At 72.0% G+C, this 26,722-nt stretch carries 25 protein-coding genes and 1 tRNA gene; 6 read left to right on the top strand and 20 right to left on the bottom strand.

The window, feature by feature from the left end:
• Positions 1 to 105: 105 nt before the first annotated feature.
• The 4 genes from ACTWO6_RS03850 to ACTWO6_RS03835 form a co-directional block, all read right to left on the bottom strand.
• A complete protein-coding gene (locus tag ACTWO6_RS03850; RefSeq protein WP_446218250.1) occupies positions 106 to 1,917 on the bottom strand; it encodes a glycoside hydrolase family 13 protein in 1,812 nt (603 codons plus the stop codon).
• A gap of 226 nt (positions 1,918 to 2,143) precedes the next feature.
• Positions 2,144 to 3,043, bottom strand: coding sequence for a sugar ABC transporter permease (locus tag ACTWO6_RS03845; RefSeq protein ID WP_446218249.1), 900 nt, complete (start codon positions 3,041 to 3,043; stop codon positions 2,144 to 2,146).
• Positions 3,040 to 4,680 (bottom strand): ABC transporter permease subunit, encoded by a 1,641-nt coding sequence (locus ACTWO6_RS03840; RefSeq protein ID WP_446218248.1) that lies wholly within the window; start codon positions 4,678 to 4,680, stop codon positions 3,040 to 3,042. The genes ACTWO6_RS03845 and ACTWO6_RS03840 overlap by 4 nt, the downstream gene beginning before the upstream one ends.
• Positions 4,680 to 5,936 carry a sugar ABC transporter substrate-binding protein gene (locus ACTWO6_RS03835; protein WP_446218247.1) on the bottom strand — a complete coding sequence of 419 codons (1,257 nt, stop codon included), beginning with the start codon at positions 5,934 to 5,936 and terminating at the stop codon, positions 4,680 to 4,682. The genes ACTWO6_RS03840 and ACTWO6_RS03835 overlap by 1 nt, the downstream gene beginning before the upstream one ends.
• A gap of 197 nt (positions 5,937 to 6,133) precedes the next feature.
• Here ACTWO6_RS03835 and ACTWO6_RS03830 point away from each other — a divergent pair, with 197 nt between their 5' ends.
• Both ACTWO6_RS03830 and ACTWO6_RS03825 read left to right on the top strand, forming a co-directional pair.
• Complete coding sequence (locus ACTWO6_RS03830) at positions 6,134 to 7,222, top strand: LacI family DNA-binding transcriptional regulator (RefSeq protein ID WP_446218246.1); 1,089 nt, start codon at positions 6,134 to 6,136, stop codon at positions 7,220 to 7,222.
• Between the two features lie 260 nt (positions 7,223 to 7,482).
• Positions 7,483 to 9,120 carry a glycoside hydrolase family 13 protein gene (locus ACTWO6_RS03825; protein WP_446218245.1) on the top strand — a complete coding sequence of 546 codons (1,638 nt, stop codon included), beginning with the start codon at positions 7,483 to 7,485 and terminating at the stop codon, positions 9,118 to 9,120.
• 147 nt (positions 9,121 to 9,267) lie between these two features.
• On the opposite strand, the gene ACTWO6_RS03820 is transcribed toward ACTWO6_RS03825, so the two are convergent.
• The 6 genes from ACTWO6_RS03820 to ACTWO6_RS03795 all read right to left on the bottom strand — a co-directional run bounded on the left by ACTWO6_RS03820 (position 9,268) and on the right by ACTWO6_RS03795 (position 13,907).
• Positions 9,268 to 9,711: a hypothetical protein gene (locus ACTWO6_RS03820; protein WP_446218244.1), complete on the bottom strand. Its 444-nt coding sequence runs from the start codon at positions 9,709 to 9,711 to the stop codon at positions 9,268 to 9,270.
• A gap of 140 nt (positions 9,712 to 9,851) precedes the next feature.
• Positions 9,852 to 10,220: a GntR family transcriptional regulator gene (locus ACTWO6_RS03815; protein ID WP_446218243.1), complete on the bottom strand. Its 369-nt coding sequence runs from the start codon at positions 10,218 to 10,220 to the stop codon at positions 9,852 to 9,854.
• A 1-nt stretch (position 10,221) separates the two neighbouring features.
• Positions 10,222 to 11,157: a YihY/virulence factor BrkB family protein gene (locus tag ACTWO6_RS03810; protein ID WP_446218242.1), complete on the bottom strand. Its 936-nt coding sequence runs from the start codon at positions 11,155 to 11,157 to the stop codon at positions 10,222 to 10,224.
• Between the two features lie 57 nt (positions 11,158 to 11,214).
• Positions 11,215 to 11,799: a 2'-5' RNA ligase family protein gene (locus ACTWO6_RS03805; RefSeq protein WP_446218241.1), complete on the bottom strand. Its 585-nt coding sequence runs from the start codon at positions 11,797 to 11,799 to the stop codon at positions 11,215 to 11,217.
• 23 nt (positions 11,800 to 11,822) lie between these two features.
• Positions 11,823 to 12,848, bottom strand: a complete 1,026-nt coding sequence (gene trpS, locus ACTWO6_RS03800; protein WP_446218240.1) for a tryptophan--tRNA ligase — start codon at positions 12,846 to 12,848, stop codon at positions 11,823 to 11,825.
• A 33-nt stretch (positions 12,849 to 12,881) separates the two neighbouring features.
• On the bottom strand, positions 12,882 to 13,907 hold the full coding sequence (locus ACTWO6_RS03795; RefSeq protein ID WP_446218239.1) for a hemolysin family protein: 1,026 nt from the start codon (positions 13,905 to 13,907) through the stop codon (positions 12,882 to 12,884).
• Between the two features lie 173 nt (positions 13,908 to 14,080).
• Here ACTWO6_RS03795 and galE point away from each other — a divergent pair, with 173 nt between their 5' ends.
• Positions 14,081 to 15,064 carry a UDP-glucose 4-epimerase GalE gene (galE, locus tag ACTWO6_RS03790; protein WP_446218238.1) on the top strand — a complete coding sequence of 328 codons (984 nt, stop codon included), beginning with the start codon at positions 14,081 to 14,083 and terminating at the stop codon, positions 15,062 to 15,064.
• Positions 15,061 to 16,239: a galactokinase gene (galK, locus tag ACTWO6_RS03785; protein WP_446218237.1), complete on the top strand. Its 1,179-nt coding sequence runs from the start codon at positions 15,061 to 15,063 to the stop codon at positions 16,237 to 16,239. The genes galE and galK overlap by 4 nt, the downstream gene beginning before the upstream one ends.
• Positions 16,240 to 16,344: 105 nt before the next feature.
• Here galK and cysN read toward each other — a convergent pair whose 3' ends face one another.
• The 10 genes from cysN to ACTWO6_RS03735 form a co-directional block, all read right to left on the bottom strand.
• Positions 16,345 to 17,655, bottom strand: coding sequence for a sulfate adenylyltransferase subunit CysN (gene cysN / locus ACTWO6_RS03780; protein WP_446218236.1), 1,311 nt, complete (start codon positions 17,653 to 17,655; stop codon positions 16,345 to 16,347).
• Positions 17,655 to 18,566, bottom strand: coding sequence for a sulfate adenylyltransferase subunit CysD (gene cysD / locus ACTWO6_RS03775; RefSeq protein WP_446218235.1), 912 nt, complete (start codon positions 18,564 to 18,566; stop codon positions 17,655 to 17,657). Before cysD ends, cysN begins: the two co-directional genes overlap by 1 nt.
• A gap of 79 nt (positions 18,567 to 18,645) precedes the next feature.
• A complete protein-coding gene (locus ACTWO6_RS03770) occupies positions 18,646 to 19,479 on the bottom strand; it encodes an inositol monophosphatase family protein (protein WP_446218234.1) in 834 nt (277 codons plus the stop codon).
• A 106-nt stretch (positions 19,480 to 19,585) separates the two neighbouring features.
• Positions 19,586 to 20,176, bottom strand: a complete 591-nt coding sequence (pth, locus tag ACTWO6_RS03765; RefSeq protein ID WP_446218233.1) for an aminoacyl-tRNA hydrolase — start codon at positions 20,174 to 20,176, stop codon at positions 19,586 to 19,588.
• Between the two features lie 100 nt (positions 20,177 to 20,276).
• On the bottom strand, positions 20,277 to 20,975 hold the full coding sequence (locus ACTWO6_RS03760) for a 50S ribosomal protein L25/general stress protein Ctc (protein WP_446218232.1): 699 nt from the start codon (positions 20,973 to 20,975) through the stop codon (positions 20,277 to 20,279).
• Positions 20,976 to 21,260: 285 nt separating this feature from the next.
• Positions 21,261 to 22,241 (bottom strand): ribose-phosphate diphosphokinase, encoded by a 981-nt coding sequence (locus tag ACTWO6_RS03755; protein ID WP_446218231.1) that lies wholly within the window; start codon positions 22,239 to 22,241, stop codon positions 21,261 to 21,263.
• A 52-nt stretch (positions 22,242 to 22,293) separates the two neighbouring features.
• The gene (gene glmU / locus ACTWO6_RS03750; RefSeq protein WP_446220553.1) at positions 22,294 to 23,772 is read right to left on the bottom strand and encodes a bifunctional UDP-N-acetylglucosamine diphosphorylase/glucosamine-1-phosphate N-acetyltransferase GlmU; all 1,479 of its coding nucleotides are present in this window, start codon (positions 23,770 to 23,772) and stop codon (positions 22,294 to 22,296) included.
• Between the two features lie 161 nt (positions 23,773 to 23,933).
• A tRNA-Gln gene (locus ACTWO6_RS03745) sits at positions 23,934 to 24,005 on the bottom strand.
• Positions 23,991 to 24,551: a hypothetical protein gene (locus tag ACTWO6_RS03740; RefSeq protein WP_446218230.1), complete on the bottom strand. Its 561-nt coding sequence runs from the start codon at positions 24,549 to 24,551 to the stop codon at positions 23,991 to 23,993. The genes ACTWO6_RS03745 and ACTWO6_RS03740 overlap by 15 nt, the downstream gene beginning before the upstream one ends.
• Positions 24,548 to 24,757, bottom strand: coding sequence for a hypothetical protein (locus tag ACTWO6_RS03735; RefSeq protein WP_446218229.1), 210 nt, complete (start codon positions 24,755 to 24,757; stop codon positions 24,548 to 24,550). The genes ACTWO6_RS03740 and ACTWO6_RS03735 overlap by 4 nt, the downstream gene beginning before the upstream one ends.
• Before the next feature lie 122 nt (positions 24,758 to 24,879).
• Between ACTWO6_RS03735 and ACTWO6_RS03730 the strand changes: the two genes are divergently transcribed.
• Together ACTWO6_RS03730 and ACTWO6_RS03725 are read left to right on the top strand one after the other, a co-directional pair.
• Positions 24,880 to 25,863: an acyl-CoA desaturase gene (locus tag ACTWO6_RS03730; protein WP_446218228.1), complete on the top strand. Its 984-nt coding sequence runs from the start codon at positions 24,880 to 24,882 to the stop codon at positions 25,861 to 25,863.
• 170 nt (positions 25,864 to 26,033) lie between these two features.
• Entirely contained in the window at positions 26,034 to 26,720 is a 687-nt protein-coding gene (locus ACTWO6_RS03725; RefSeq protein ID WP_446218227.1) for a TetR family transcriptional regulator, read from the top strand.
• Positions 26,721 to 26,722 lie beyond the last annotated feature (2 nt).

The following is a 26,722-nucleotide window of genomic DNA, read 5'->3' as shown; positions in this document are numbered from 1 at the left end:
CGAAGAAGGCCGCCGAGCGGAGCCGGGGCCGCCGGCCCCGACCGGCAGGAACGGCGTCCGCACGCTGCGCGCGACCCGCTGACCCGCCCGGCCGGGCCGTCCGGGTCAGGCGAGGCGCCAGACCTGGAAGGTGGGGCCGTCGCCGGGGAGGGTGACCGCGCCGCCGGCGTCGAGCCGCAGGGCCGGCGCGCCGCCGTGGACGTTCTCCCCGGCGCGCAGGCCGGCCAGCCGGACCGGGGCGCCCGCCGCGCGGCGGGCCAGCACCAGCACCGAGCCGGTGGGGGCCTCCCGCAGGAAGACCAGGGTGTCCGCGTCGGCGTGCACCCAGCGCAGGCCGCCGTGGCGCAGCGCCGGCTCGCCGCGCCGCAGCGCCAGCAGCGACCGGTACGCGGCGAAGGTCGCCTGGTCCCAGCTCGCCGGCCGGTGCCACGGCATCGGGGTACGCGACCCCTCCCCGTTGGTGCCGGTCAGCCCCAGCTCGTCACCGGCGAAGATGACCGGGGTGCCCGGCATGGTGGCGAGCAGGCCGGCGGCGACCTCCTGCCGGGCGGCGTCGCCGACCACGGTCCGGATCCGGGCCGAGTCGTGCGACCCGAGCAGCTGCCACGAGTGCACGTACGACCGCCAGGAGATCAGCGACCGGTAGGTGTTCATGGTGGCCAGCACCGCGCCCGCGTCCCGCTGGCGCACGCCGCCGGGAGTGCCGAGGAAGTTCGGGACCGGGGCGTCACCAAGCCGCAGCCAGGACCAGACCGGGTCGGTGAAGCCGACGTAGTTCATCGTGCCGTGCCAGCCGTCCCGGTCCAGGTCGCCGGTGTGGTCGTGGCCGTGCTCGGCGAGCAGCAGCCCGTCCGGCCGGGTCTCCGCGACCACCTCGCGCAGCAGCCGCGCCACCTCGTGGGTGAACGCGTCCGCGCCCCGGCGGCCGGTCATGTTGGCGACGTCGACCCGCCAGCCGTCCAGCCCGTACGGCGGGCGCAGCCAGCGACGCAGCAACGAGTCCCGGGCCGTGGCGAAGCGCCGGCGCAGCTCGGCGCTGCCCCAGTTCAGCTTCGGCAGCGACTTGACCCCGTTCCAGGACTCGTAGTCGCCGGTGGCCTCGTCGAAGTAGTACAGCTCCCGCTCGGGCGCGCGCACGTCGGCCGCGGCGCTGGTGAACCACTCGTGCGCGTCGCCGGTGTGATTGCTGGTGATGTCGCCGAGCAGCCGCCAGCCCCGGGCGCGGACCGCGTCCGCCAGCCGGGCCAGCGCGGCGTCGCCGCCGAGCAGCGGGTCGACGGTGTCGAAGCTCGCCGCGTCGTACCGGTGGTTGGACCGGGCCGGGAAGATCGGGGTGAGGTAGACGGTGTTCACGCCGAGCCGGTCCAGGTGGTCCAGCCGCTCGGTGACGCCGTCCAGGTCGCCGCCGTAGAACTGGTACGGCGTCTCCGGGCCCCGCCCGATGACCGGGGTGTCCCAGGCGCAGGGGATGGCCCAGTCCGGCGCGGTCCGGCCGTCGGCGGCGGCGGAGCGGGCGAACCGGTCCGGGAAGATCTGGTAGATCACCGCGTCCCGGGCCCAGGCCGGCGGCGGGGCGTAGCTGACCAGCTTGAAGTCGCCGTTGTCGGGCACGTCGTGGTCGACCACGCCGGCGGCGTTCAGCCAGCGGTAGCCCGTGGCGCCGGAGAGCATGAACCGGTAGTTGCTGACCGGGTTGCGGACCTCGACGTCGGCCCGCCACCACACGTCGCCGCCCTCGGTGCGGTCGGCGGTGGCCTCGGCGAAGCGCGGCTCGCCGTCGCCGGTGGTCCGGACGTGCACCTGGCGCACGTCGGCGCCCTCCGGGACCCGGACGAAGACCGGCACGGTCTGCCCGAGCGCGGGCTCCTGCTCCGGGACGTAGGTCGCGGATCCGTCGTGGTGCGGCTGCAGGGACATGGCGGTTCCTTTCGCGTCGGTCGGACGGGGAGAGAGAGGGGTCGCCCGCCGCGGCCGGTCTCCCGGCCGCGGCGGTCAGCCCGTGACTGCTCCGGTGTACGTCGACACGACGCCCTTGCCGCAGCGTGCTTGACCAGCTCGGGGTGGCCTGAGCGGGGCCGCGAAGCCGACCGCTCGCCGCGCCCTCAGCGAAGGGTGGCCACCCCTCGGACTAGTCCTATCCGATTTATCCCTTTACCGCTCCGGAGGTGAGGCCGGAGACGATGTAGCGCTGGAGGAGTTGGAACACCAGCACCGTCGGGACGGCGGTGAGCAGCGTGCCCGCCGCGAACATCCCGAAGTTGTTGTTGCGCTCACCGGCCACCAGGCCGAACATGCCGACCGCGAGGGTCTTCGACTCGGTGTTGGTGAGGAACACGTTGGCGATCATGAACTCGTTGATCGTGCCGATGAACGACAGCAGCGCGGTCACCGCCAGGATCGGCGCCACCAGCGGCAGCATGATCCGGAAGAAGACCTGGGCGTGCGTGGCGCCGTCCATGGTCGCCGACTCGTCGAGCTCCCGGGGCAGGGTGTCGAAGAAGCCCTTCATCAGCCAGGTGTTCATGCCCAGCGCGCCGCCCATGTAGAGCAGGAACAGGCCCCACGGGGTGTTGAAGCCGATCGCCGGCCACAGGTCGGTGACCGTGGTGAAGATCAGGAAGATCGCCACGATCGCCAGGAACTGCGGGAACATCTGGATCAGCAGCAGCGTGAGCAGGCCGAACCGGCGGCCGGCGAAGCGCATCCGGGAGAACGCGTACGCGGCGAGCGAGGACAGGAAGATCGACACGAAGCTCGCGCCACCCGCGATGACCAGCGAGTTGAGGAACCAGTGGCCGAACGCGGTCCGGTCGAACAGGTTGGTGAAGTTCTCCAGCGACGCCCCGGTCGGCACCAGCTCGGTGGAGGAGAGGGTGCCCAGCGGGTTGAGCGCCGCCGAGAGCACGAAGAGAATCGGGAAGAGGCTGAACGCCACCGCCAGCACCCCGACGACGTGCCGCCAGCCCACCTGGGCGAACCAGCGACTCCTCGGCTTCCCCTTCGCGTTGCGGTTGGCGACGGGGGCCTCCGCGTAGGTCGTCACGAGTACACCTCCTCCTGCTGCCGGGTACGCCGGAAGCTGATCGCCGACACCGTCGCCACGATCGCGAAGATGAAGATCGAGACCGCGGCCGCCATGCCGAACTCCGCGCCCTGGGCGCCGAAGGCCAGCCGGTAGGTGTAGGTGATGAGCAGGTCGGTCGCGCCGTTGGTCGGGTTGTCCGCCGCGAACGGCCCACCCTCGGTGGTGAACCAGATCGCGTTGATGTTGTTGAAGTTGTACGCGAACGAGGCGATCAGCAGCGGCGAGAGCGCGACGAGCAGCAGCGGCAGGGTGACCGCCCGGAACGACTGCCACGGCGAGGCGCCGTCGACCGAGGTGGCCTCGGTCAGCTCGCGCGGGATCGCCTGGAGCGCGCCGGTGGCCACCAGGAACATGTACGGGTAGCCCAGCCAGAGCTGCACCAGCAGCACCGCGGCGCGCGCGGACCAGGTCTCGCCGAACCAGTCGACCCCGAGTCCGAACAGGTTGTTGACCAGGCCGAAGTCGGTGTTGAACATGTCCCGCCAGACCAGCAGCATCGCGAACGACGGCATGGCGTACGGCAGGATCAGCAGCACCCGGTAGAGGTTGGTGCCGCGCATCCGGGGCGAGTGCAGCGCGAGCGCGATGGCCATGCCGAGCAGGAAGGTGAGCCCGGTCGAGCCGATCGCGAAGGCGAAGTTCCAGATCAGGGTGCCGAAGAACGGGCCGGAGATGTTCGGGTCGGTCAGCACCCGGTTGAAGTTCTTCAGCCCGACGCTGACCTGCCAGCCCTGGGTCAGCCGCTCACCGTCGGCGGCGACGAAGGAACCGGTCGCCTCGTCGGCGGTCCAGGTCTTGCCCGTCTCGCTGTCCTTGATGCAGTCGCACCCGCCGTCGTACGCCCGGATGGCCTTGCCCTCGTAGGCGCGGGACAGGCCGTTGGAGCGCAGGGCCCCGCCGGGGGTCGGCACCACCAGGTTGATGATCTCCGGGCTGCGGGCGCTGGCCTGGCCGAAGTTGAGGATGGTGTAGCCCTCGGCGGCGGTGACCTTGCCACCCGGGGTGACCGTGACCGAGCCGGCGTCGAGCGGGCGCAGCCCCGCGCCGTCGCCGGCGGAGACGGCGCCGGTCTTCGGGTCGGTGACCAGGAAGACCAGCGGGCCGGTGGTCGGGTCGCCCTCGGTGGCGATGGAGAGGGCGTACTCGGTGGAGCCGGCGACCTGCTTCACCGAGGAGCTCTGGATGGCGACGATCGCGTCGTCCTTGCTGCCGCGGTGGCCGTCGCCGAAGTTCGTGAAGGCGGTGCTCGCGGTGTAGAGCACCGGGAACACCTGGAAGGCGATCAGGAAGAGCGTGCCGGGGACCAGGTACTTCGCCGGGATGTGCCGGCGGGTGAGATAGAGGTAGCACAGGCCGGCGGTGGTGGCCGCCAGGATGGCCAGGCCGACCCACATCCTGGCCTCGATGAGCGGGAAGGCCGCCCAGATCGCGATCCCGGCCACCAGGCCGAGCAGGACCACCTTGACGACGAGGCCGGTCGCGGTGATCGGCGCGTGGTTCCGCGCGTTACGGGACTTGCGCGGGAGCCCGGAGCGGATGGGCTCCCGGCCCGGGGCCTGCATGGCAGACCCCGGGCCGGACAGCGACGTGCTCATTACTTGATCTGACCCGCGATGGTCTTGCCGGCGGCGGTGATCGTCTTGGCCGGGTCGGCGCCACCGATGACGGCGGCCTCCGCCTTGCCGAACGGGTCCCAGATCGCGGCCATGGCCGGGATCGCCGGGAGCACCTGGCCGTTCTTACCGGCCTCCTGGAACTTGGCCAGGTCCGGATCGGTGCCCTTGACCTGCTCGAAGGCGGCGGTCAGCGCCGGCGGGCGCGGTTCGGCCTTGTACAGGGCGACGGCCAGCTCCGGCTTGGTCACGTAGTTGGTGACGAACTCCTGGGCCAGGGCCTTGTTCTTGCCCTTGGCGGCGACGTAGAACGCCTGGACGCCCACGAACGGCTGGGCCTCCTTGCCACCGGCGAAACCGGGGACCGGGGAGATGTCGTAGGCGATGTTGGCCTTCTTGGCGTCGGCGATCGCCCACGGGCCGGAGACCAGGAAGGCGCACTTCTTGCCGGTGAAGGTGGCGATGGAGTTCTCGCCGGTGATGGAGCGCTTCAGCGCACCCTCGCCCTTCTCACCCAGCTTCGCGATCTTCTGGAAGGCCGCGATCGACTCCGGCTTGCCCACGCCCAGGTCCTTCGGGTCGTAGTCGCCGTTGGCCGTGGTGCCGAAGAGGTAGCCGCCGCCCGAGGTGTACAGCGGGTAGACGTGGTACGCGTCGCCGTTCTGGCCGGACTGGAGGCAGAGGATCTCGCTGGCCTTCTTCTCGGCCTTGAGCTTCTTGCCGGTGGCGACCAGGTCCTCGATCGTCTTCGGCGCCTCGGGGGCCAGCGCCGTGTTGCGGATGAGCGCGACGTTCTCGGTGGCGTAGGGGACGCCGTAGAGCTGGCCGTTGAAGGTCACGGCCTTGATCGCGGTCTCGTTGAAGCCGCTCTTCTGCTCGGCGGCGAGCTGCACCGGGTCGATGGCGCCGTTCTGCACCAGGTTGCCGATCCAGTCGTGCGCGCCGACCACGACGTCCGGGCCACTGCCCTGCTGGGAGGCGGTGACGAAGTTGGTCTGCAGGTCCTTGGAGACGGCCTGCACCTCGACGGTGACACCGTTGTCCTTGCCGAACTGCTCGGCGAACGGCTTGAGGGCGGCGGTCCGCTTGTCGTCGGCCCAGATCACCAGCTTGCCGGTCGCGCCCGCGGGCTTGGCGGACTCCTTGGCAGCCGGCTTGTCGCTGTCACTGCCGCCGCAGCCCGAGGCGGCGAGCGCCAGGCCGAGGACAGCGACCACACCCGCGGTACGGATGCGCATCGGTACTCCTGTCGTCATGGCGGCCAGCCGGGGGAAGGGCGGCCCGCCAGTGGAAACCCTGAAAGGTCTTGCTGACCGGCGCTAGGGTGCCGCGCCGCTGCTGTCGCTTGTTGCCGGGACGTTAGCAAGACGTTGCAGGGAATGGAAGGGATTGCAGGGCTGTACGCAAGAACTTGCCCTTGAGCTAAAGTGCCGCCATGCGCGCTCGACTGTCCGACATCGCCCAACAGGCCGAAGTCAGCGAGGCCACGGTGTCGCGGGTGCTCAACGACCGCCCCGGTGTGGCCCCCGAGACCCGGCAGGCCGTCCTGACCGCCCTTGATGTGCTCGGCTACGAGCGCCCGGCCCGGCTGCGCAAGCGCAGCGCGGGGCTGGTCGGGCTGGTCGTCCCGGAGCTGGAGAACCCCATCTTCCCCGCGTTCGCCCAGGTCATCGAGTCGACCCTGGCGCAGAGCGGGTTCACCCCGGTGCTCTGCACCCAGACCCCGGGCGGGGTCACCGAGGACGAGTACGTCGAGATGCTGCTGGACCGGCAGGTCTCCGGGATCGTCTTCGTCTCCGGCCTGCACGCCGACACGGCGGCCAACCACGACCGGTACCGCGCGCTGATCGCCCGACCGCTGCCGATCGTCATGATCAACGGGTACGCCCCCGGCATCGACGCCCCCTTCGTCTCCTGCGACGACCGGGAGGCCGCCGAGCTGGCCGTCGCCCACCTGGTCGCGCTCGGCCACCGGAAGATCGGTCTGATCACCGGCCCGGACCGGTTCGTGCCGGTGCAGCGGAAGGTCACCGGCTGGAAGGCCGCGATGACCCGGCTGGCCGGCCTGCCGGAGGCCGAGCTGGAGGGGTTCGCAGAGCTCTCCCTCTTCGGCGTCGAGGGGGGCGAGGCCGCTGCCGGCCGGCTGATCGAGCGCGGGGTGACCGGAATCGTCTGCGGCTCCGACCTGATGGCCCTCGGCGCGATCCGGGCCGCCCGGCAGCGCGGCCTGACCGTCCCCGGGGACCTGTCGGTGGTCGGCTACGACGACTCGCCGCTGATCGCGTTCACCGACCCGCCGCTGACCACCATGCGCCAGCCGGTGGCCGCGATGTCGGTCGCCGCGGTCCGGGCGCTGGTCGACGAGATCAACGGGCACGCCGCGCCACACTCGGAGTACGTCTTCCGCCCGGAGCTGGTGGTCCGCGGCTCCACCGCGGTGGTCCGCCAGCCCGGCGCCACGCCGGCCGCGCCGGCCGAGACGCGGCAGCGCCCGACGCCGCCCGCCCTGGCGGTCCCGGCCTGACCGCCCTTCCGCACCCCGCGGTGGACCGACCCCTCCGGTGGCCGGGACACCGCGCTTGCGCCGCGACTCGTACGTCCCGACCAGTGGGAGAACACTCGGTGTTGTTCCGAGCTGGCTGGGCGTGACGGACGTCATTTCTTGCGCAAGGAATGCTTGACTCTTGCAGCGCCGGGCCGGCATTCTGCTCAGGCAGCCGCCCCCACCACCCACGCCCGCGCGGCCTGCCGCCGTCCCGCGCCACAGAACGGGGATCGTCACCGATGACCGCCGCCACCAACCCCACGCCGCTGGCCTCCGACGACGACTGGTGGCGATCCGCGGTCGTCTACCAGGTCTACGTCCGCAGCTTCGCCGACGCCAACGGGGACGGCGTCGGTGACCTCCAGGGCATCCGGGAGCGCCTGCCGTACCTGCGCGACCTCGGGGTGGACGCGCTCTGGCTGACCCCCTTCTACACCTCGCCGCAGATCGACGCCGGCTACGACGTCGCCGACTACCGCGACGTCGACCCGCTTTTCGGCTCGCTCGCCGACTTCGACGCGATGATCACCGACGCGCACGCCCTGGGCCTGCGGATCATCGTCGACCTGGTGCCCAACCACACCTCCAGCGCGCACCCGTGGTTCACCGCGGCCCTGGCCGCCGGCCCCGGCTCGGCCGAGCGCGACCGCTACCTCTTCGCCGACGGCAAGGGCGAGCAGGGCGAGCTGCCCCCGAACGACTGGGAGAGCATCTTCGGCGGCCCGGCCTGGACCCGGCTGCCGGACGGCCAGTGGTACCTGCACCTGTTCGACCCGGCCCAGCCCGACCTGAACTGGCGCCACCCCGAGGTGCGCGCCGAGTTCGAGGACGTACTGCGCTTCTGGCTGGACCGAGGCGTGGACGGGTTCCGGATCGACGTGGCGCACGGCATGATCAAGGCCGAGGGCCTGCCGGACGTCGGGTTCAACTCGATGACCACCGGCCAGCGCCAGTCGGAGCTGCTCGGCAAGGGCCGGCTCCCCTACTTCGACCAGGACGAGGTGCACGACATCTACCGCGCCTGGCGGCCGATCCTGGACAGCTACCCGGGCGGCCGGATGGCGGTGGCCGAGGCCTGGGCGGAGACCCCGCAGCGGCTGGCCCGCTACATCGGCCCGGACGAGCTGCACCAGGCGTTCAGCTTCGACTTCCTCGACGCCACCTGGTCGGCCGACTCGTTCCGCAAGGTGATCGACACCGCGCTGGCCGAGTCCACCATCGTCGGCGCCCCGACCACCTGGGTCCTCTCCAACCACGACCGGCAGCGGCACGTCACCCGGTACGGCGACGGCGAGGTCGGGCTGCGCCGCGCCCGGGCCGCCGCCCTGCTGATGCTGGCCCTGCCCGGCTGCGCCTACGTCTACCAGGGCGAGGAGCTGGGCCTGCCGGAGGTGCTGGACCTCCCCGACGAGCTGCGCCAGGACCCGGCGTTCCTGCGGACCGGGGAGAGCCGGGACGGCTGCCGGGTGCCGATCCCGTGGAGCGGCGAGCTGGCCCCGTACGGCTTCGGCCCGGCGGGCAGCGAGCTGAGCTGGCTGCCGGCCCCGGCGACCTGGCGTGCCCTCTCGGTGACCGCCCAGACCGGCCTGCCCGGCTCGACGCTGGAGCTCTACCGCGCGGCGCTGCGGATCCGGCACGAGCACCCGGCGCTGGCCGGCACCACCGGCGGCGTCACCTGGCTGGAGACCGAGCCCGGCGTGCTGGCGTTCCACCGGACCGCCGGCGACACCGTGCTGACCTGCGTGGTCAACATCAGCGGCGCCGAGGTCACGATCGACGGGTACGGCCGGCCGATCGTCGCCAGCGCCGACCTCACCGAGCAGGGTGCCGGACACGTCCTGCCGGTTGACGCAGCTGCGTGGTTCGAACGGCGCTGAGCCGGGTAACCCGCCATTGACCTGGTCGTCCGTTGTGCCCCGCGCCGACGGGCGGCTGGGCCACCGACCCCTTGTGGTGGGGGGTGAGGTGGCGCCGGCGCCTCGGGGAGTCCGCTTCCCGAGGTGCCGGTGTCCATCCGGGACGGCTCAGGCCCCCTTGCTGGTCAGCAGCTTGGCGATCCGGGCGAACCCGGCTCGCAGCTCGGCCTCGCTGGGCGCGGTGAGCGGCCCCGCCACCGGCTCCTGCTCGGCGGCCAGCTCCAGCTCCTCGTCGATGACGTCTTCGAAGTCGCCGTAGAGGTCGGCCTGGTCGACCTGGGCGGCCTCGTCCTCGGCGGCGATCTGCGCGGCGGCGATCTCGCCCCGGATCTCGTCCGCGGACAGCGCCGGCAGCAGCGGCTCGACCACCGCCATCAGCTGCTCCTCGGCGACCACCGCCTCGGCCAGGGCGAGCGCGTGCGGTCGCTCGTACGGCCCGCAGACCACCGGCTCCCACTCGTCGACGTCGCTGAGCGGGCCGAAGGTGATGATCCACGGCAGGCCCAGCATCGGCGAGTCGTCCGGCAGGTCGAGTGTCACGAGAGCGCCCACGCGCTCATCATGGCCGTTCGCGGCGCGGACGTGTGCGGCATTCACCTCAAATGCCGCTTCTCCCCCTGTCACCCTCATGACACCCCCCTCACGATCACGCCTCCTCCACCACCCACCGCCCGCGCCCGCCGAAGCCGGGGTCAGCCGGGGTGGGCGGCGTCCAGGGCGGCGCGGACCAGGGCCAGCGCCCGGTCCGGCGGCACGCCGAGCCGCACCGCCTCGGCGGCGTACCCGGCGGCGGCGCGCTGCAGCCGGTCGGTCGCGTCGTCGCGCCCTGGCGCCACCACGGTGCCGTGCCGGCCCCGGGTCTCCACCAGCCCGGCGGTCTCCAGCTCGCGGTACGCCCGGGCCACCGTGTTCACCGCCAGACCGAGGTCGGTGGCGAGCTGCCGGACGGCGGGCAGCCGGGTGCCGACCGGCAGCCGGCCGTCCCCGATCATCCGGGCGAGCTGCCCGCGCACCTGCTCGTACGGCGGCACCGCCGAGGTCTGGTCGATCCGGATCCGCATGTCAGCCCGCCCCTCCCGGCGTGCCCGGCTCGGTCTCCTCGTCGACCTCCACGTCCACCTCCGCGGCCGAGCCGCCCTCCGCCAGGTCGACCACCCGGCCGTAGGGGCTGGTGGCGGCCAGGGCCGCGCCGAAGAGCACCAACTGGTTGAGCAGGTAGAGGTAGAGCAGCAGCCCCACCGCGGTCGCCACCACGGTGTACGCCGGGTTCCGCTCGGTCCGTACCACGTAGTAGCGCCCGACGGTGTTCAGCAGGGTGATCCCGACGGCGACCACCAGGACGACCGGCCGCAGCCGGCGGCGGCTCATCCGCAGCCGGGGCACCGCCACCAGCAGCGCGGTGGCCAGCACCGCGTTGATCAGGACGCTGAGCATCGCGCTGACCGTGGTCAGGCCGACCGAACCGGTGCTGCGCAACAGGAACCGCAGCAGCGACTCCAGCGCGTCGACGGCGGCCACCGAGACGCCGAGCAGCACGAAGATCGCCACCAGCACGCCCAGGTCGACCACACGGCGGACCAGCAGGTTGCCGGGCTGCTGGTTGAAGCCGTACATCAGCCGCTGCGAGGAGCGGATCGCCTCCACCCACCCGATCCCGGTGATGACCAGGATGATCAGGCCGATCACCCCGACGGTGTTGCTGCTCTGCGCGATCTGCTGCGGGTCCAGAAAGGGCAGGTTCTCGTCGAGGAAGTCCCCCGCCGCCTTGCTGACCTCGTCGTTGTCCTGGAGGATCGCGCCGAAGACCCAGTACGCGACCAGGGCGAGCGCGAAGACCGCGAAGAAGCCGTAGTAGGCGATCGCCGCCGCGAGCCGGCCGCCCAGCACGTCGGCGTAGAGCGTCCCGGCCCGCCAGAGGTGGTCGAAGACCGCCGAGCGCCGCCGGACCGCGTCCACCCGGCGGCCCAGACTGGCCTCGATCCGGCCGATCACGTTCACCACGTCATCCTCGCCGATCCGGAGGCGGCACGCGGGCAGCCGGGCCGCGCGGTCAGCTCAGCCGCCGAGCCGGAAGTCCCGGCGGGGCTGCCACCGGGTCTGCCCGCTGTGCGAGAAGAGGGTGAACGCCTCCACCTCGAAGAGCGCGGAGAAGTCGGCCAGATCCTCGTACGCCCGGTCCAGCGCCTCCGGGGCGACGTCCTGCGCCACCGTGACGTGCGGGTGGTACGGGAAGCGGGCCTCGCGGTGCAGCTCGGGCGCCGAGCGGATCGCCGAGGCGAGCAGCTCGCACTCGCTGATCCCGGCCGCCACCGCCACGAAGACCACCTGGGTCACCGGCCGGAAGGTGCCGGTGCCCCGCAGGTGCAGGGTGAACGGCAGGTGGGCGGTGGCCACCTCGGCGAGGTGCTTCTCGACCGCCGGCAACGCCGCCACCGGGATCTCGGTCGGCCCGAGCAGCGTCACGTGCGCCGGGACGGCCTGCGGGTCACCGGCCTCGACCCGGCGGCGGGTCAGCGTCCCGCCCCACGGCTCGGGGATGTCCACCGCGATCCCGATCTGGATGGTGTCGCCGGCGTCCGGCACCCCGTCCCTGCGATCCACGCTCCGCGCCACCCCTCCGGCCACCGACTGCGTCCCCACCCGTTCCCGTCGCGTCCGGGCCGCTACTCGAAGCGGACCGGCGGGAAGAACCCGACCCGCTCGTACGCCGTCCGCAGCGTCGCCGCGGCGACCGCGCGGGCCTTCTCCGCGCCCTGGGCGAGCAGCTTGTCCAGCTGGGCCGGGTCGTCCAGGTAGGCGCGGGTGCGGTCCTGGATCGGGGTGACGAACTCCCGCACCACCTCGGCGAGGTCCTTCTTCAGGTCGCCGTACCCCTTGCCCGCGTACGCGGCCACCAGGTCGTCGATGCCCCGCCCGGAGAGCGCCGAGTAGATGGTGAGCAGGTTGGAGATGCCCGGCTTGGTCTCGACGTCGAAGACGATCTCACGGCCGGTGTCGGTGACCGCGGAGCGGATCTTCTTGGCCGAGCGGGCCGGATCCTCCAGCAGGTCGATGATGCCGGCCGGCGAGGAGGACGACTTCGACATCTTGGCCGTCGGGTCCTGCAGGTCGGTGATCTTCGCGGTGTCCTTGACGATGTGCGGCGCGGGCACCGTGAAGGTGGGCCCGAACAGCGAGTTGAACCGCTGGGCCAGGTCCCGGGAGAGCTCCAGGTGCTGGCGCTGGTCCTCGCCGACGGGGACCGCGTTCGCCTGGTAGAGCAGGATGTCCGCGGCCTGCAGGATCGGGTACGTGAAGAGGCCGACGCTGGCCCGCTCGCTGCCCTGCTTCTGCGACTTGTCCTTGAACTGGGTCATCCGGCTGGCCTCGCCGAAGCCGGTGATGCAGCCGAGCACCCAGGCCAGCTGCGGGTGCTCGGGCACCTGCGACTGGACGAACAGGGTGCTGCGCTCCGGGTCGAGCCCGACCGCGAAGAGCTGGGCGGCGGCGAGCCGGGACCGCTGCTTGAGCACCTTCGGGTCGTGCCCGGCGGTGATCGCGTGCAGGTCGACCACGCAGTAGAACGCGTCATGGGTCTCCTGCAGGGCCACCCAGTGCCGTACCGCGCCCAGGTAGTTGCCGAGGTGGAACGAGTCGGCCGTCGGCTGGATGCCGGAGAAGACGCGCGGGCGGGCGGGTACGTCGGACATGCCGGCAATTCTGTCAGCAACGCGCGGCGTACGTCATGACGGGCCGGCGGGTCGGCTCTCCGCCGGGACCGCCGGCGCGTTGACCTCGCGCCGTTGCTCGGGCAGACGCGCCGTGGAGACCGCGAGCCGGGAGACCCGCCGCCCGTCGAGGGCGAGCACCCGCAGCAGCCAGCCGTCGGTCGGGTCGTCCGGGTCGGGTCCACCGACCTCGTCCGGCCCGTGGGTCACCGGCACCTCGTCCCCGGCGACCGGGAGCCGGCCCAGGGCGGCCATCACGAAGCCGCCGACCGTCTCGTACGGCCCGGCCGGCAGCGGGACGCCGGTGCGCTCGGCGAAGTCGGCGAGGTTGAGCCGCCCGTCGACGACGGCGGGCAGCCCGGCGTGGCCCGGGTCGGGCGGGGTGTCGTACTCGTCGTGGATCTCGCCGACCAGCTCCTCGATGAGGTCCTCGCAGGTGACGATGCCGGCGGTGCCGCCGTACTCGTCGACGACGACGGCGAGGTGGTGGCCCTCCCGGCGCATCTCGGTGAGCGCGGCGAGCACCCGCTTGCTGCCGGGCAGCTGCTTGACCTCGCGGGTCAGCTCGCCGACGGTGGTGCACGGGTCGCGGTCGGGGCGGAGCAGCACGTCCCGCAGGTGGACGAAGCCGACCACGTCGTCGTGGGTGCCGTCGACCACCGGGTACCGGGTGTGCGTCTCGGCCCGGACCAGCCGCTCCGCCTCGGCGATGGTGAGCCGGGCGGAGAGGAAGACGACCTCGGTGCGGGGCATCATCACCTCGCGGACCAGGCTCGCCCCGGCCACCAGCACCTCGTCGATGATCCGGCGTTCGTCGGGGTCGAGCAGCGTGTTCGCGGCGACCAGGTCGCGCAGCTCCGCCTCGCTGATCCGTTCCCGGCCGGCGGTGGGGCTGGCCCCGAGCAGGTCGGTGACGAGCCGGGTGGCGCCGTCGGCGGCGCGGACCACGAGCCGGGCGACGGTCCGGGCGACCGGCCCCGGTTCGCGCCGGGGCGGCCCCGGCGGTCGTCGCCGGAGCCCGGGACCACCTGCTTCCCGCATGACAAGGATCGTAGACAGCACCGGCTCGGCACCTGCCCAGATGTTCGGATCTGTTCAATCGTGGCGGATCGTGGTGGAATAGCGGCTGGTCACGCAGAGCGCGGGCACAGCCGACGGTCGTAGGGTGATCACGAACGGCCGCGGCGGGAGCGGCCAGGCAGGAGGAACCCGACGTGAAACTGCTCGTCACCGGCGGCGCAGGCTACATCGGCAGCGTGGTGACCCGGATGCTGCTGGACAACGGCCACGACGTCACGGTCCTGGACGACCTGCGGACCGGTCACCGGGAGGCCCTCGCCCCCGAGGTCACCCACGTCGACCTGCCGATCCACGAGGCCGCCCGGGTGCTCACCCCGGACGCCGGCTTCGAGGGCGTGCTGCACTTCGCCGCCCTGATCGCCGCCGGCGAGTCGATGGTCAAGCCCGAGCTCTACTGGCACACCAACACCATCGGCTCGCTCGCCCTGCTCGACGCGGTCCGGGCCGCCCGGGTGCCCCGGCTGGTCTTCTCCTCCACCGCCGCCGTCTACGGCAACCCCACCGAGGTGCCCATTCCGGAGACCGCGGTCAAGGCGCCCACCAACACCTATGGGGCGACCAAGCTGGCGGTCGACATGGCGCTCACCTCCGAGGCGATCGCGCACGACCTGGCCGCCGTCTCCCTGCGCTACTTCAACGTCGCCGGGGCGTACCTGCACGGCGGCCGGGCCATCGGCGAGCGGCACGACCCGGAGACCCACCTGATCCCGCTCGCGCTCCAGGTCGCCGCCGGCAAGCGGGAGAAGCTCCAACTCTTCGGCGACGACTATCCCACGGTCGACGGCACCTGCATCCGCGACTACATCCACGTCGAGGACCTGGCCCGCGCCCACCTGCTGGCGCTCGACGCCGCCGCTCCCGGCCGGCACCGGATCTACAACCTGGGCAACGGCAGCGGCTTCACGGTCAAGCAGGTGGTCGACGTCGTCCGCGAGGTCACCGGGCACCCGGTGCCGGTGGAGGTGGCGCCGCGCCGCGAGGGCGACCCGGTCGAGCTCGTCGCCTCGTCCGCGCTGGCCCGCGAGGAACTGGGCTGGGTGCCGGCGAAGCCCACCCTGCACGACATGGTCGGCGACGCCTGGGCCTTCTACCGCACGCACGTCCTGGAGCAGCGGTGACCGAGCCGGGCACGCCGGCCGGCGCCGTCGCGGAGCGCGCCACCGCCGGCTTCCGTGGGCGGTACGGCGCGGAGCCCGCGGGCCGCTGGGCGGCTCCCGGGCGGGCGAACCTGATCGGCGAGCACACCGACTACAACGACGGTTTCGTGCTGCCGTTCGCGCTGCCGCTGCGCACCGTCGTCGCCGCCGCGCCGCAGGACGGCGAGCGCTGGGCGGTCTGGTCGGAGCTCGCCGACTCCCCGGTCGAGTTCGGCGCCGCCGAGGCCGACCAGCCCGGCGGGGTCACCGGCTGGGCCGGGTACGTCGCCGGGGTGGTCTGGGCGCTGCGGGCCGCCGGCCACCGCGTGCCCGGCGGCCGGCTGGCCATCGCCTCCGACGTGCCGGTCGGCTCCGGGCTCTCCTCCTCGGCGGCGATCGAGGCGGCGACGCTCGCCGCCCTGGTCGACCTGGGCGGGCTGGACCTGACCGACGACCGGCGGCCCCGGCTCGCCCAGCGCGCCGAGAACGAGTACGTCGGCGCGCCCACCGGGATCATGGACCAGTCCGCGGTGATCCGCTGCCGAGCCGGGCACGCGCTCTTCCTGGACTGCCGCACCGAGTCCGTCGAGCAGATCCCGTTCGACCTGGACGCCGCCGGGCTGGCCGTGCTGGTGATCGACAGCCGCGCACCGCACCGGCACGCCGACGGCGAGTACGCCTCCCGCCGCAAGTCCTGCGAGCGGGCCGCCGAGCTGCTCGGGGTGACCGCGCTGCGGGACGTCTCCCCCGCCGAGCTGGACGCCGCGCTCGACCGGCTCGACGACGAGGAGATGCGCCGCCGGGTGCGGCACGTGGTCACCGAGGACCAGCGGGTGCTCGACACCGTCGCGCTGCTGCGCGCCGGCCGGATCCGCGACATCGGACCGCTGCTGACCGCCTCGCACGCCTCGATGCGGGACGACTTCGAGATCACCGTGCCGGAGATCGACACCGCCGTCGAGGCGGCCCTGGCCGCCGGGGCGTACGGGGCCCGGATGACCGGCGGCGGCTTCGGCGGCTGCGTCCTCGCCCTGGTCGACGCCGACGCGGCCGACCCGGTGGCCGCCGCGGTGACGGCCGCCTACGCCGAGCGGGGCTTCCCCGCCCCCGCCCACGTCACGGTCCTCCCGACGGGCGGCGCCCACCGCCTCCCCTGAGCGACCCGCGCCTTTCGGGGCCGCCAGGATCGTGCCGGCCACCACGCGGAAGGCCCGCGTCAGGAGCCTGACGCGGGCCTTCCGATCGAGACTGTGGAGCGCGGGTCAGTCGGCCTCGACGATCATGCCGGCGCCGACCGTGCGGTTGGTGGCCTCGTCGATGATGACGAAGCCACCGGTGGTGCGGTTACGGCGGTACTCGTCCGCCAGCAGCGGCACCGTCGTCCGCAGCCGGACCCGGCCGATCTCGTTCAGCTTCAGCTCGGCGGCCGACTCGTCCCGGTGCAGCGAGTTGACGTCCAGCCGGTAGTGCAGCCCTCGCACGATCGCCCGCGCCGAACGGGTGGTGTGCTTGATCGCGTACTTGCCGCCCACCTGCAACGGGCGGCTCTCGTCCATCCAGCAGACCATCGCCTCGATGTCCTGCGCGACGGTCGGGGCGTTGTGCGGCCGGCAGATCATGTCGCCGCGCGAGATGTCGATCTCGTCGGTCAGCCGGACGGTCACCGACATCGGCGGGAACGCCTCGTCCACCGGGCCGTCGGCCGTCTCCACCGAGGCGATCCGGCTGGTGAAACCGGACGGCAGCACCATCACCTCGTCGCCCGGCTTCAGCACGCCGGAGGCCACCTGACCGGCGTAGCCCCGGTAGTCGGTGACGGTGGTGGACTGCGGACGGATCACGTACTGCACCGGGAACCGGACGTCGACCAGGTTGCGGTCGCTGGCGATGTGCACCCGCTCCAGGTGGTGCAGCAGCGACGGCCCCTCGTACCAGGGCATGTTCTCCGACCGGGTGACGATGTTGTCGCCCTTGAGCGCGGAGATCGGCACCACGGTCAGGTCCGGCACGTCGAGCTTCGCGGCGAACGCGGTGAACTCGTCGGCGATCCGCTCGAACACCTCCTGCGACCAGTCGACCAGGTCCATCTTGTTGACGCAGAGGACCAGGTGCGGCACCCGCAGCAGCGAGCAGAGGAACGCGTGCCGGCGGGACTGCTCCACCAGACCCTTGCGGGCGTCCACCAGGATCAGCGCCAGGTCGGCGGTGGAGGCGCCGGTGACCATGTTCCGGGTGTACTGGATGTGCCCCGGGGTGTCGGCGATGATGAACTTCCGCCGCGGGGTGGCGAAGTAGCGGTACGCCACGTCGATGGTGATGCCCTGCTCCCGCTCGGCCCGCAGGCCGTCGGTGAGCAGCGCCAGGTTGGTGTACTCGTCACCCCGGGCCGCGCTGACCGCCTCGACCGCGGCGAGCTGGTCGGTGAAGAGCGACTTCGTGTCGTACAGCAGCCGCCCGATCAGGGTGGACTTGCCGTCGTCGACGCTGCCCGCGGTGGCGAACCGCAGCAGGTCCATCGGCCGGCCCTCGGGCAGCCCGGTGTCGGCGGCCGGAGCCGCGGTGTCGACGCTCATCAGAAGTAGCCCTCCCGCTTACGGTCCTCCATGGCGGCCTCGCTGACCCGGTCGTCGCCGCGGGTCGCGCCGCGCTCGGTGATCCGGGTCGCGGCGACCTCCTCGATAACCCGCTCCACCGTGTCGGCGTCCGAGCGGACGGCCGCGGTGCAGGAGGCGTCACCCACCGTGCGGTAGCGCACCTGCGCCTTGAACCGCTCCTCGCCCGCCCGGGGGCGGAAGAACTCGTTGACCGCGTACAGCATGCCGTCCCGCTCGATCACCTCGCGCTCGTGCGCGTAGTAGATCGACGGCAGCGGGATCCGCTCGCGGGCGATGTAGTGCCAGACGTCCAGCTCGGTCCAGTTGGAGAGCGGGAAGACCCGGATCGACTCGCCCGGGTGGTGCCGGCCGTTGTAGAGCGACCACAGCTCGGGACGCTGGTTCTTCGGGTCCCACTGGCCGAACTCGTCGCGGAAGCTGAACACCCGCTCCTTGGCCCGGGCCTTCTCCTCGTCCCGGCGGGCGCCGCCGAAGAGCGCGTCGAAGCGGTGCTTCTCCACCGCCTCGAGCAGCACGGGGGTCTGGATGCGATTGCGCGTCCCGTCCGCCGCCTCGCGGACCATCCCCTTGGCCAGGGCCTCGGGCACGCTGGCCACGATCAGCTGCAGGCCCAGCTCGGCGACGCGCTGGTCGCGGTACTCCAGGACCTCGGGGAAGTTGTGCCCGGTGTCGACATGCATCACCGGGAACGGGATGTTGGCCGGGGCGAACGCCTTCTGGGCCAACCGGAGCATCACGATCGAGTCCTTGCCACCGGAGAAGAGCAGCACCGGGCGCTCCATCTCCGCGACCACCTCGCGCATCACGAAGATGCTCTCGGCCTCGAGCGCGTCGAGGTGCGAGACCTGGTACGCGGCGGGGGCGGTCATGACACGGCCTCGATTCGCTCGGATCCGCTCATGGGGATTCCAGACCTTTCCGGTCGGACACGTGAGGAAGAACGACAGGTTACCCGGAATGCCGCTGCAGCGCTGCAAGCAACCGACTGGCGAGATCCTTGCGACAGACCAGCAGGTCGGGCAGACGCGGGTCGGCCTCGTTGTATTTCAGCGCAGAACCGTCGATCCGGGAAGCATGCAGTCCGGTGGCCGTCGCCACAGCGACCGGAGCGGCCGAATCCCACTCGTACTGACCGCCGGCGTGGATGTACGCGTCGACCTCACCGGTGACCACAGCGGCGATCTTCGCGCCCGCCGAGCCCATCGGCACCAGATGCGCGCCGACGTCCGCTGCCAGATCGGTCAGGAAAACCGGCGGACGGCTACGGCTGGCGGCCAACCGGATGGTCCGTACGCCACCCGACGTGGCCGCCTCCAACGTCATCGGCGGGTACGCCGGCGGGTAGTCCGTGCCCAGCACCCGGTGCTGGGCCGGCAACCCCACCGCGCCCGCGACCAAGCCGTGCGGGGTCGGCGCGTGCCGCGCCCAGAGCGCCACGTGCACCGCCCAGTCCGACCGACCCTCCTCGGCGAACTCCCGGGTCCCGTCCAGCGGGTCGATGATCCAGACCCGGTCGGCGTTCAGCCGGGACACCGCGTCGCTGCTCACCTCGGCCGTCCACGCCAGCCGGGAACCCTCGTCCTCCTCGGAGAGCACCGCGTCGGCCGGACGCCACTTCGCCAGCTCGGTACGGATCAGGTCGTGCGAGACCTTGTCCCCGGCCGACTTCAACGCCCCCGCGTCCGCGAAACCCATCTCCGCGCGCAGGTTGACCAGCGCCTGACCGGCCCGCGCCGCCAACCACCGGGCGAACGCGCCGTCGATCATCGGAGGACTGCCCATCTACCGCTCCCGTCGCCCGGCCGCGACCCGCGTCGTCGGCTCCCGCCACGCCAGAAGGCGCAGACTACCGGCCCGGACCGCCCGGACCACGGACGCCCCGCCCTCGTCAGCCGCCGTGGAAGAGGTTCTGCGTCGGCTCCACACCGCGGATGACCACCGACTCCACCACGTCCGCCGCGCGGTCGACCAGGAACTCCAGCTCCTTGCGCTCCGCCGCGGAGAAGTCCGACAGCACGTAGTCGGCCGGGTCCTGCCGCCCCGGCGGCCGGCCGATGCCGAACCGCACCCGGACGTACTCCTTCGTGCCGAGCGACTTCGACATCGACCGCAGCCCGTTGTGCCCGCCCTCGCCGCCGCCGCACTTCACCCGCAGCTGCCCGTACGGGATGTCCAGCTCATCGTGCACCGCGATCACCCGGCCCGGCGGAATCTTGTGGAACTGGGCCAGCGCGACGACCGGGCCACCGGAGAGGTTCATGTACGTCAGCGGCTTCACCAGCACCAGCTTCGGCCCGCCGAAGCCGAGCCGCCCCTCGGCGACCTCCGCCACCGCGCGCTTGTGCCGGCCGAACTTGCCGCCCACCCGGCCGGCGAGCAGCTCGGCCACCATGAAGCCGACGTTGTGCCGGTTACCCGCGTACTCCCGACCGGGGTTGCCCAGGCCGACCACCAGCCACGGCCCCGCCTCGTCCGTCACGCCACGCCCCTCCCGCGCCGCCGCCACCCGGCGGCCGTCCCGATACGCCGACAGGCGCCCCCGAAAACCGGGAGCGCCTGTCGCACAGCTTGCGGACCGATCAGGCCTCGGCCCGCGCCTCGGCCGGAGCCGCCTCGCCCTCGGCGGCCGGCGTCTCGGCACCCTCGGCGGCGGTGGTCTCCTCGCCGACCTCGGCCTCGGCCTCCTCGGCGGCCTCCTCGACCTCGGGGAGGGTGGCCTCGAGCTGCTCGGCGGTCGGGGCGGCGGTCACCGTGGCGATCGGCAGCTCCGGGTCGGCGGCCAGCTCGACACCGGCCGGCAGCTCGACGTCGCCGGCGGTGACCTGGACGCCCGGCACCGCGCCGTCGATCGAGGCCTCCAGGTGGTCCGGCACCTTGGTGGCGTCGGCGGTCACCGAGAGGGTGTCGTGGTCGTGCACGATCAGGGTGTCCCGCGCGGCCTCACCGGTCAGCTGGACCGGGACCTCGACGGTGACCTTCTCGCCGCGACGGACCAGCAGCAGGTCGACGTGCTCGAAGGTGTCCTTGATCGGGTCGCGCTGGATCGCCTTCGGCAGCGCCAGCACCTGGGTGCCGTCGCTCACCTCGATCGCGAAGAGCTGGTTGGCGCCACCCTTGCGGATCGCGGCCGCGAACTCACGCGCCGGGAGCGCGATGTGCGTGGGCTTCTCGCCGTGGCCGTACAGCACGGCGGGCACCTTGCCGGCCCGGCGGGTACGACGGGCACCACCCTTGCCGAACTCGGTACGGGGCTCGGCGCTGATCTTTACCTCGGACACGGGGAAACTCCTGATGCTTTCGCTGCGGCGGCTTGTCGTCTGGCGGTGCTGGGGCGAGGGGCTCGCTGGGGCTCATGCGTCATGAACGACTGCCCGGAGCACCGCGTCGATGACGGCGCCTCCGTGCGGTGCTTTTCAGCGACCCGCCGGGCACCCTCGCCGTGGCAACCGCACCAGTCTACCCGAGGGAATTCCGAGCTTTCCGGCAGTCCCCACATCACCGTTCCCGTCGGCCCGTGGGCCGACGGGAACGGCGCCGGCGCGCGACGCTCGCCGCGCGGAAGATCAGCTCAGGCCACCGAAGAGGGTGGTCACCGAACCATCGTCGAAGACCTCCCGGATCGCCCGCGCCAGCAGCGGCGCGATCGACAGCACGGTGAGCTTGTCGAGCTGCTTCTCCGGCGTGATCGGCAGGGTGTTCGTCACCACGACCTCGCTGATCGGGCTGTTCTTCAGCCGCTCGGTCGCCGGGTCGGAGAGCAGGGCGTGGGTGGCGGCGACGACGATCTCGGCCGCGCCGGACTCCTTCAGGATGTCGGCGGCCCTGGTGATCGTGCCACCGGTGTCGATCATGTCGTCGACGATCAGGCAGACCCGACCCTCGACCTCACCGACCACCCGGTTCGCCACCACCTGGTTGGGCTTCAGCGGGTCCCGGGTCTTGTGGATGAACGCCAGCGGGCAACCGCCCAGCCGGTCCGTCCAGCGCTCGGCCACCCGCACCCGGCCCGAGTCCGGCGCCACCACGGTCATCGGCCGGCCCGCGTACTTGCGCTCGACGTACTCGGCGAGCACGTCCATCGCGAAGAGGTGGTCCACCGGGCCGTCGAAGAAGCCCTGGATCTGCGCGGTGTGCAGGTCGACCGTGAGAATCCGGTTCGCCCCCGCCGTCTTCAGCAGGTCGGCGATCAGCCGAGCCGAGATCGGCTCCCGGCCGCGGTGCTTCTTGTCCTGCCGCGAGTACGGGTAGAACGGCAGCACCACGGTGATCCGCTTGGCCGAACCGCGCTTCAGCGCGTCGATCATGATCAGGGTCTCCATGACCCAGGTGTTGACCCCGTGCGTCACGGACTGCACCACGAAGGCGTCCGAACCACGCACCGAGTCCTTGAACCGGACGAAGATCTCACCGTTCGCGAAGTCGTACGAGTCGGAGGGGGTCGGCGCGACGCCGAGCACCTCACCGATCTCCTTGGCCAACTCCGGAAAGCCACGTCCGGAGAAGAGCATCAGGCTCTTGCGGTTTTCGGCGACGATGCTGCCCATGGGCCCGTCTGCTCCCGTTGGTCGGTGGTTCCCGGCGCGGTGGAGCCGGGGACTATTCGGTTGCAGTATCCCCCGCGACGGCCGGTCCTCCCACGGTCTCCGGACCCTCGTGCATTGGCTCACCTTCGCTTGCCGTCGGGGCACTCTCCGACGCACCCTCGGCGGCCTGCCGAGCCCGCTCGGCTGCTGCCGCGGAGACCGTGCCCGGCCGCTTGCGGGCCACCCAACCCTCGATGTTGCGCTGCGGCGCCCGGGTCACCCCCAGCGAGCCCGGCGGCACGTCCTGGGCGATCGCGCTCCCCGCCGCGACGTACGCCCCGGCACCCACCTCGACCGGCGCGATCAGGCTGGTGTCACAGCCGACGAAGGCTCCCTCGCCGACCGTGGTCCGGTGCTTGTTCACCCCGTCGTAGTTCACGAAGATCGTCGCCGCGCCGATGTTCGCCTTCGCCCCGATCGTCGCGTCACCCACGTACGACAGGTGCGGCACCTTGGCACCCGCGCCGAGCTCGGAGTTCTTCACCTCGACGAACGTGCCGACCTTCGACTTCTCGGCCAGTCGCGCGGCCGGCCGCAGGTACGCGTAAGGGCCGACGCTGGCCCCGGCGCCCACCTCGGCGCCCACCGCGTGGCTGCGCAGCACGGTCGCGCCCTCGCCCACGGTGGTGTCGAGCAGCGTCACGTCCGGCCCGACGACCGCGCCGGCGCCGACCGCCGTCGCGCCCTGGAGCTGGGTGTTCTGGTCGATCACCGCGTCCCGCTCGACGGTCACCGTCACGTCGATCCAGGTGGTGTGCGGGTCGAGGATGCTCACCCCGGTGCGCATCCAGCCCTCGTTGACCCGGTCGCGCAGCAGCCGGCGCAGCGCGGCCAGCTCGACCCGGTCGTTGCAGCCCAGCGTCTCCACGTGGTCCGCGGCGACGTGCACGGCGACCGGCTCACCGGCGTCGCGGAGCAGGCCGAAGACGTCGGTCAGGTACTCCTCGCCCTGCTCGTTGTCGGTGGAGAGCTTGCCCAGCGCGTCGCGCAACCGCGCCACGTCGAAGGCGTAGATGCCGGCGTTGATCTCCCGCAGCCCCCGCTGCTCGGGGCTCGCGTCGCGCTCCTCGACGATCTGCTCGAGCCGGCCGGCGGCGTCCCGCACGATCCGGCCCAGGCCGGTCGGGTCGGGCACCTCGGCGGCGAGCACGGTCGCCGCCGCGCCCGCGCCCTCGTGCGCCTCGACGAGCGCGGTGACGGTCTCCGGCCGCAGCAGCGGCACGTCGCCGTTGATCACCACGACGGTGCCGGTGGCGTCCGACACCGCCTCCAGCGCGATCCGCACGGCGTGCCCGGTGCCGAGCTGCTGGGCCTGGAGGACCGGGGTGGCCCCCGGGGCGATCTCGGCCAGGTGGGCGCGGACCTGGTCGGCGCCGTGCCCGACCACCACCACGGTGCGGTCCGCGCGCAGCGGCGCGGCCGCGGCCAGCACGTGGCCCAGGAGGGTACGACCGAGTAGCGGGTGCAGCACCTTGGGCAGGGACGACTTCATCCGCTTGCCCTCACCGGCGGCGAGCACGACAACGGTGCGGAGGTGGGGCTGGGGCACGACGTGGCTCCCGTCGGGACGGCGGACAGTCTCGCGGCCATGCTAACCAGACCACAAGGCAGGCCGTTGAATACCCCGACAAGGACGCCTGTACCGGGAAACTGCTCGGCCGCCAGGATTCGAACCTGAAACTCAAGAACCAAAATCTTGGGTGTTGCCAATTACACCACGGCCGACTGCAACGCCCGATAGCTTAGCGCCTGCCGCAGGCCGCCACGAGACTCACTCCGGGGCTTGAGCGTCGGGCGCTGCATGCACTCCACGCCGATCCCCAGCTTGTCCGCCCACCATCTCCCGGCCGCTTCGGCGTCGGCGTTCTCATGGATGCCCACCCGGTACCGGAGATCCGTGCGGGATCGCCCGTTCGCCTCGATGAACCTGATGAACAGCTCCACCAGCCGGATGTCACTGTTGGTGAAGATCAAGTCGTACCGCTGGTTCTCAGGCTTGCTCTTGGTGCCCTCACACCAGTAGAGCGCAGCACCGATCAGGAGGATCTCTCGCAGGTCTCCGCTGCCTGCCCAGGCGGCAGCCCGCTGACGTGCCTCCGACTCCCTCAGCAGTCGCTGCTCCCGCCGTTCATCATTCCTGATTCTGCGCAGCAAGGCCGCGTCGACGCGGCGCTTTCGCACACGTTCCGAATCCAGATCGAGCGGCAGGTGCTTCACCCACTGGTACGCGGTCGACTTGCTCACCTCCACCCGGGCCGCGGTGTCGTTCACCGACCAACCTTCAGCCCGGAGCGCCACCGCCTCGGCGCGCAGCCCGTCCTTGGCGTTGGGGCGCCGGGTCCACTCCGGGGGCGGAACCCCCGCAGCAGTTCGTGGACGCGGTTGCGGCCGACGCCGAGGCGGGCCCGGATGTCACGGACGGAGAGCTGCTCGACGACGCGCAGCCGGCGCGCCTCGGCGGCGAGAGGATCGGTCACGACGCGTAGGTTAGAACGGGCGTACGACAGTCACTCCATCCACGATCGACACTCTCCGGTGTGATCTAGAAACCCTCCGGTTACGGTGACGGAGGGCGTGACCCGTACCGCTGGGAGGTGCCATGTCGACCGCCCTCACCGACCCGAACGCCGCCGGTCCGAAGCCGCTGACCCAGGGCCACCAGTCCCGGGGCATCCTGGTCGCCCTCTGGGCCTTCGTGGTCATCCCGTTCCTCGCCCTGCTCGCCGCCGTACCGGTCGCCTGGGGCGGCTGGCTGAGCTGGACCGACATCGCCGTGGCCGGCTTCTGGTACGTGCTGTCCGGGCTCGGCGTCACCGTCGGCTACCACCGCTACTTCACCCACGGCTCGTTCAGGGCCAAGCCGTGGCTGCGGGTGGCGTTGGCCGTCGCCGGTTCGTTCGCCGTCCAAGGCGAGATCATCCAGTGGGTGGCCGACCACCGCCGCCACCACGCCTTCTCCGACCTGGAGGGTGACCCGCACTCGCCGTGGCGGTTCGGGGAGAGCGTCGGCGGGCTGGCCAAGGGGCTGTTCCACGCCCACGTCGGCTGGCTGTTCAACCGGGAACTGTCCAACCGGGAGCGGTTCGGCCCGGACCTGCTCGCCGACCCGGCGACCCGGCGGGTCGACCGGCTCTTCCCGCTGCTGGTGGTGGTCTCGGTGCTCGGGCCGGCGGCGATGGGCGGGCTGCTGACCTGGTCCTGGCCGGGCGCGCTCACCGCGCTCTTCTGGGGCGGGCTGGTCCGGATCGCGCTGCTGCACCACGTCACCTGGTCGATCAACTCGGTCTGCCACGTCTACGGCGAGCGCCCGTTCGCGGTCCGCCAGGGCGACCGGGCGTCGAACTTCTGGCCGCTGGCCGTCCTGTCGTTCGGGGAGAGCTGGCACAACCTGCACCACGCCGAGCCGACCAGCGCCCGGCACGGGGTGCTGCGCGGCCAGATCGACATGTCCGCGCGGGTGATCTGGCTGCTGGAGAAGGCCGGCGCGGCCTGGGCGGTGCGCTGGCCGAAGCCGGAACGCATCACGGCGAAGCTGGTCCGCCCCGAGCGGGTCACGGCCGGGTCGGTGCGGCCGGAGGAGTGAAACCGGTCGGTGGGTCGGGCACCCACCTGGCAGGATGGCCGGGTGATCGAGCTCCCACACCGCCGGCCGGTCGGATGCCGCCACGGCGCGGGCCGCCGGGCCGGCGGGGTCACGACGTGAGCAGGCAGATCCCACGGCAGGGCGTCACCGAGCGCCAGCGAGGTGACGAGATGACCGAGGTTCCCGGCAACGATGCCAGCGCCGCGCGACGGCGGGCCGTCCCGGCGGCGAAGTCCTCCTCCCGGGTACGGATGTCCGCGGCGCAGCGGCGCGAGCAGCTGATCTCGATCGCCCGGCAGATCTTCGCGGAGCGCGGCTTCGACGCCACCTCGATCGAGGAGGTGGCGGCCCGGGCCCGGGTCTCCAAGCCGGTGGTCTACGAGCACTTCGGCGGCAAGGAGGGGCTCTACGCGGTGGTGGTGGACCGGGAGGTCCGCTCGCTGCTGGAGCGGATCACCAGCGCGTTGACCGCGGGGCACCCCCGGGAGCTGCTGGAGCAGGCGGCGCTGACCCTGCTGACGTACATCGAGGAGGAGACCAGCGGGTTCCGGGTGCTGGTCCGGGAGTCGCCGCTGATGTCGGCGACGGGCAACTTCAGCAGCGTGATGAACGACGTCGCGCACCAGGTGGAGCACATCCTGGGCGCGGAGTTCTCCAGCCGGGGGTACGACCCGAAGCTGGCCGAGCTCTACTCGCAGGCGCTGGTCGGCATGGTGGCGTTGACCGGCCGCTGGTGGCTGGAGGTGCGCAAGCCGCGCAAGGAGACGGTTGCCGCGCACCTGGTCAACCTGGCGTGGAACGGGCTGTCGCACCTGGAGGCCAAGCCGGGCCTGATCACGGTCCGCAAGCCGGGCTGACC

The organism is Micromonospora sp. IBHARD004, from assembly GCF_052814115.1.
The sequence above is the reverse complement of the archived record's forward strand: the minus strand, read 5'-3'. Positions and strand labels throughout refer to the sequence as shown.

Coding starts and splice junctions, on each gene's coding strand:
- ACTWO6_RS03840 (WP_446218248.1), bottom strand. CDS start 4,680: ATGAGCACGTCGCTGTCCGGCCCGGGGTCTGCCATGCAGGCCCCGGGC.
- ACTWO6_RS03795 (WP_446218239.1), bottom strand. CDS start 13,907: ATGCGGGAAGCAGGTGGTCCCGGGCTCCGGCGACGACCGCCGGGGCCG.
- ACTWO6_RS03825 (WP_446218245.1), top strand. CDS start 7,483: ATGACCGCCGCCACCAACCCCACGCCGCTGGCCTCCGACGACGACTGG.
- glmU (WP_446220553.1), bottom strand. CDS start 23,772: ATGAAGTCGTCCCTGCCCAAGGTGCTGCACCCGCTACTCGGTCGTACC.
- ACTWO6_RS03755 (WP_446218231.1), bottom strand. CDS start 22,241: ATGGGCAGCATCGTCGCCGAAAACCGCAAGAGCCTGATGCTCTTCTCC.
- ACTWO6_RS03815 (WP_446218243.1), bottom strand. CDS start 10,220: ATGCGGATCCGGATCGACCAGACCTCGGCGGTGCCGCCGTACGAGCAG.
- ACTWO6_RS03835 (WP_446218247.1), bottom strand. CDS start 5,936: ATGCGCATCCGTACCGCGGGTGTGGTCGCTGTCCTCGGCCTGGCGCTC.
- ACTWO6_RS03730 (WP_446218228.1), top strand. CDS start 24,880: ATGTCGACCGCCCTCACCGACCCGAACGCCGCCGGTCCGAAGCCGCTG.
- cysN (WP_446218236.1), bottom strand. CDS start 17,655: ATGAGCGTCGACACCGCGGCTCCGGCCGCCGACACCGGGCTGCCCGAG.
- ACTWO6_RS03770 (WP_446218234.1), bottom strand. CDS start 19,479: ATGGGCAGTCCTCCGATGATCGACGGCGCGTTCGCCCGGTGGTTGGCG.
- ACTWO6_RS03850 (WP_446218250.1), bottom strand. CDS start 1,917: ATGTCCCTGCAGCCGCACCACGACGGATCCGCGACCTACGTCCCGGAG.
- ACTWO6_RS03830 (WP_446218246.1), top strand. CDS start 6,134: ATGCGCGCTCGACTGTCCGACATCGCCCAACAGGCCGAAGTCAGCGAG.
- cysD (WP_446218235.1), bottom strand. CDS start 18,566: ATGACCGCCCCCGCCGCGTACCAGGTCTCGCACCTCGACGCGCTCGAG.
- ACTWO6_RS03725 (WP_446218227.1), top strand. CDS start 26,034: ATGACCGAGGTTCCCGGCAACGATGCCAGCGCCGCGCGACGGCGGGCC.
- trpS (WP_446218240.1), bottom strand. CDS start 12,848: ATGTCCGACGTACCCGCCCGCCCGCGCGTCTTCTCCGGCATCCAGCCG.